Source organism: Vibrio sp. S234-5 (assembly GCF_000960595.1).
Taxonomy (GTDB): Bacteria; Pseudomonadota; Gammaproteobacteria; order Enterobacterales; family Vibrionaceae; genus Vibrio.
Window position 1 is genome coordinate 1 of record NZ_JZAM01000155.1, and the last position, 4,863, is coordinate 4,863.

The 4,863-nt window shown below is 42.0% G+C and carries 5 protein-coding genes and 1 pseudogene; all 6 read right to left on the reverse strand.

The annotated features are described in order from the left end of the window. Positions 1 to 114: 114 nt before the first annotated feature. Positions 115 to 279: a DUF3265 domain-containing protein gene (locus UF06_RS28300; protein ID WP_082069605.1), complete on the reverse strand. Its 165-nt coding sequence runs from the start codon at positions 277 to 279 to the stop codon at positions 115 to 117. A 428-nt stretch (positions 280 to 707) separates the two neighbouring features. Next, positions 708 to 1,127, reverse strand: coding sequence for a hypothetical protein (locus UF06_RS26770; protein WP_045569727.1), 420 nt, complete (start codon positions 1,125 to 1,127; stop codon positions 708 to 710). A gap of 18 nt (positions 1,128 to 1,145) precedes the next feature. Beyond that, positions 1,146 to 1,268 (reverse strand): annotated as a pseudogene (locus UF06_RS27565) (DUF3265 domain-containing protein); the annotation flags it as partial. A 14-nt stretch (positions 1,269 to 1,282) separates the two neighbouring features. Next, on the reverse strand, positions 1,283 to 1,651 hold the full coding sequence (locus tag UF06_RS06555; RefSeq protein ID WP_045569728.1) for a VOC family protein: 369 nt from the start codon (positions 1,649 to 1,651) through the stop codon (positions 1,283 to 1,285). Positions 1,652 to 2,747: 1,096 nt separating this feature from the next. After that, positions 2,748 to 3,176, reverse strand: coding sequence for a hypothetical protein (locus tag UF06_RS06560; protein WP_242401996.1), 429 nt, complete (start codon positions 3,174 to 3,176; stop codon positions 2,748 to 2,750). Positions 3,177 to 4,280: 1,104 nt separating this feature from the next. After that, entirely contained in the window at positions 4,281 to 4,649 is a 369-nt protein-coding gene (locus UF06_RS06565; protein WP_045569730.1) for a VOC family protein, read from the reverse strand. Positions 4,650 to 4,863 lie beyond the last annotated feature (214 nt).

A 4,863-nucleotide genomic window follows, 5' to 3' on the forward strand; every position in this document is an offset into this window, starting at 1 on the left:
CGCTAAAGAACAAGTGTCCGGAAAACAGCGCCCAATGGAGCCAACTTGCCGACAAACACAAAACTGAAAAGCCAAAGGAACAAAGAAGAACCATAACTCACTGATTTTGCGTGATTAAGCATAACGCTGCGTTAAGGGGTGAGTGCCGAATAAACCAACTTTCCGCAGACCACTTTCACCACCAAAATCACCGCATACCAAAAATGCCACGCGGCACGAATCCCTCTTTAACGCTTTGTTATGTTTAAGCTTCAAGGGCTTACGTTTTACCAAAACCAAGATTAACTCAGCGTTGATTCACAAACAAAAGCCAAAACCTAAAAAACTGAAATGACTCATAGATTTGAAAAACAGACTTCGAATTTCGGCAATTCAAGCACAAAAACCTGTATTCAAAATGCTGATTGAGCCAGCCGCCCTAACCTCGCGCTTGCCCGAAAATTGAATGAGGCAATTCTCTGAATTTCCAGCGCCAAAGAACAAGTGTCCGAAAAACCGCGCCCACTGAAGATAACTTGCCGACAAACACAAAACCAATCAGCCGAGGGAACAAAGAAAAACCATAATCCACTGATTTTTGGTGATTAAACATAACGCCCGCTTAAGTGGTGAGCAACGCAATGCGATGTTTCTGCACACCACCTAAATCACTAAATTTACCGCAAACCACAAATGCCACGCGTTGCGAATCCGTCTTGAAGCGTTTGTTATGTGCGTACTAAATGTTCTAAAGACCCTTTTTCTATGTCCCCTGACCAATAATCTAACAAAATATCAGCAATCTTGGACTTCTCAACTTTTGACTGACTTGCCACTAAATAAAAACCTAACGTTTCGCTGTTACTCAATGTTGCCAGTGCCGCATATGAACCATTAATCCATTGCCCTAACCCAAGCAGCAATAAATCTTGATATATCAATTGAAACGATTCTAAATTTAGCCCAAATTCGAGCGTAAGATCATGGATGTCATCTCGCTCAATAGCCGTCAAAAAATACTCTTCAAGAGCCATTGCTTTAGAAGATTTTGAATCTGACAGTTCCTCAGAAAAATTCACTGGCTTAGAAGCCACAACAGCTAATTTTTTGAGCTTTCTGGACACCAAATATTCCCGTATGAACTTCATACTATCTCTCCTAAGCACATAACGCTGCGTTAAGGGGTGAATGCCGCTTAAACCGGCTTTCTGCAAACCACTTTCACCACCAAAAATCACCGCATACTAAAAATGCCACGCGGCATGAATCCCTCTTGAACGCCTTGTTATATGCGTAGCTTCGGCTACATAAAGACTGCTTCAATTTTGTTACCGTCAACATCGCGGACAAACGCTGCATAGTAAGTCTCACCGTACTCTGGACGCAAACCAGGCTTACCGGCACACTCACCACCAAGCTCTAATGCATTAGCATAAAACTGGTCAACAGCTTCTTTGTTTGGCGCGTTGAAAGCAATGTGAGTTCCATTACCCGAAGAGGCTGCATTTTCACATGGGCAACCTACCCAAAACTCAAAATTTTCGCCGTAGGCAGCCGCGACATTCTCGATGTAATGAGCCCGTTTTATGGACAAAGCAGATAGAACTGAGTCGTAAAAAACCACCGCAGATGGCACATTTGAAACACCAACTGAGACATGATTTAGAATCATTTTAAACTCCCTTTTGCTCACAGATTTTGAAAGCATATAACGCCGCGTTAAGCGGACAAAAATAGTGGGTTAAAATGTGTAGCGAAGCGAAACGTAACCCACTGTTTTTGTTCCGTTTAAACGCCTTGTTATATAGCCATTTGATGCACAATGCATTGGAAAACACATTACGATAAAACAGCCCTTTTCAGGTTTAATTTCACACTCGACAAAGCTAGTTGACGAACGAAGCTAAACCCATTTTTAAAATACAATTTACTAACGAGGTTTTGAAAACCAAGCACGCTACCGCACTTGATATTACACAAGTTGGTGAGCTGCGAATTACATTTTAGGTGGTGCTAAATTTGCTGATTTCAGAGATTTACCAACGAAGGAAATACCGGCTTCACAATAAACCAAATACAAATCAGACTTATAAAACCATACACTAAAACACTGCTCGAAAGCTATATAACGCCCGGCTAAGGGGTTGACAACGCACCGCCGAACTTAAAAAACACACTGTAAACACTGAACTGCAATTTTGCACTAAAGTCGCCACGCGTTGGCAATCCCTCTTGAGCCGTTTGTTATGCAAATTCAATGAGATAAACTAACTTTACTCGATCAAAAGCCACGATTGCAATGGTTGAGTGATTCAAGAATCAACCCAAGTAGGAGCCGTGATAAATAAGCCGCCAAAGCAAAGTCCACCGTTCAGCGACAAACCAAGCTTTTGAATTAGACAAACTCACCGAGCAAGACTTTCAGCAAGTACAAAACGCTCGATAAACTTGCCCTTTCCACACTTTGCGCCCACTGAATTTACAACGCGCCAACGCTAAAATTGATTGAGGCAAACAAAGAACCTTACCTGTTTTACGGCTTAAGTGAACTACGAATTTGAGGGTAAAAGTGCTCATTTGCCGACAGCACAAAACGAATGGCCGGAGAAATCCCAAAAGATTGAGCCCCTAAATTTACCTGAGTTGCATAACGCCCAATTAAGGGGTGAGCAACGCTACCACCCAAACCTAAAGCATTGTGCCATAAACACTATATTTGAAGTAGAAGCAAAAATGCCAAGCGTTGGGAATCCCTCTTAAATTGTTTGTTATGTTCCGCTGCCAAGTAGTGGCAAAAAGCCACCGTATCCATTAGTAATACCTCCAAGTAGTACCAACAGGATTCCCACATATTCATCCTTTAACGCAATTATCGTAGGATTTACCACTCTAGGGATTTCCATCATATGCCTAGAGCCCGTACGACTATACTGGTTATGTTTAGCAACTGCTTCTTCAGGATTTTTTACGCTACTTAAGAAGTTGTGCTTTAGAGTTAATAACAGACCTATAGCTGAAACTATCGAACCTGAACTAGAGAAGATAGAAGGTAACTCAAGTAGCGATGCGTAAAAATATGAGTAATATAAAATCACTACAGATAATAACGCTGCTTTATCTCGATCATAGATCCACTGTAATTTCTTATGATCGAGTAAAACTTTAGGCCACTCCATCAAATCATTATCTTGTTTCAAAAATTTTCTCCAAAGGAACATAACGCCGCGTTAAGGGGCGCAGGCACGCAATACAAAAGTTGCTGCATAACACCTTAACCACTAAAAAAACTGCAAACCAAAAATGCCACGCGTGCCAAGTCCCTCTTGAACGCTTTGTTATGCTTAAGCTTCAATGACTTACGTCATACCAGAGCCAAAATTAACTCAGCTTTGATTCGCAAACAAAAGACAAAGACCAGAAAACCGAAATGAATCATAGTTTTGATAATCAAACTTGGAATTTTGGCAAATCCGGTTTGAAGTTTGACAGCCTATAAATGGATTTCTGATTGAGCCAACCGCCCTAACCTCGCGCTTACCCGAAAATTGATTGAGGCAATTCTCTGAATTTCCAACGCCAAAGAATAATTGTCCGGAAAACAGCGCCCACTGAAGCCAACTTGCCGAGAAACACAAAACTCACAAGCCAAGAGAACAAAGGAAGACCATAAACCACTGATTTTTGGTGATTAAGCATAACGCCGCGTTAAGGGGCGCAGGCACGCAATACAGAAGTGACCGCATGACAACTTAACCACTAAACCCAACGCAAATTGAAAATGCCACGCGTGCCAAGTCCCTCTTTAACGCTTTGTTATGTTTAAGCTTCAAGGGCTTACGTTTACCAAAACCAAGATTAACTCAGCATTGACTCACAAACAAAAGCCAAGACCTAAAAAACTGAAATGACTCATAGATTTGAAAAACAGACTTCGAATTTTGGCAACTCAAGCCCAAAAACTTGTGGTCAAAATACTGATTGAGCCAGCCGCACCTACCTCGCGCTTACTCGAAAATTGACTGAGGCAACACTCTGAATTTCCAGCGCCAAAGAATAAATGTCCGGAAAACAGCGCCAAACGAAGCCAACTTGCCGACAAACACAAAACCAACAAGCCGAGGGAGCAAAGAAAAGATGCAACCAACTGATTTTGCGTAATTAAACATAACGCCGCGTTAAGGGGCGCAGGCACGCAATACATAAGTGACTGCATAACAAATTAATCACTAAGCCCAACGCAAATTGAAAATGCCACGCGTGCCAAGTCCCGCTTTAACGCTTTGTTATATGCGTTGTTTAAACTACATAAAAACTGCTTCAACCTTGTTTCCATCAACATCGCGGACAAATGCCGCATAGTAAGTCTCACCGTACTCTGGACGTAATCCAGGCTTACCTGCACACGAGCCACCAAGCTCCAATGCAGTAGCATAAAACAGGTCAACAGCTTCTTTACTTGGTGCATTGAAAGCAATGTGAGTTCCGTTACCAGAAGAAGCTCCATCTTCACATGGACAACCCACCCAAAACTCAAAATTCTCACCGTAGGCAGCCGCTACATTTTCGATGTAATGCGAACGCCTTATGAATAATACGGATAGAACTGAATCGTAAAAAGCGACAGCAGATGTCACATTTGAAACACCAACTGAGACATGGTTTAGAATCATTTTAAGCTCCCTTTTACTCACAGATTTTGAAAGCATATAACGCCCTGCTAAGGGGTGAGCAATGCACTACAAAAGCTACCGCACACAGATTTAATCACAAAACCCAACGCATGCTGAAAATGCCACGCATTGCGAATCCCTCTTAAGCAGTTTGTTAGCTTAAATTTCAGCACCTTAGATTGACCAAACCTGAGATTAACCTGATTTGGGCGGC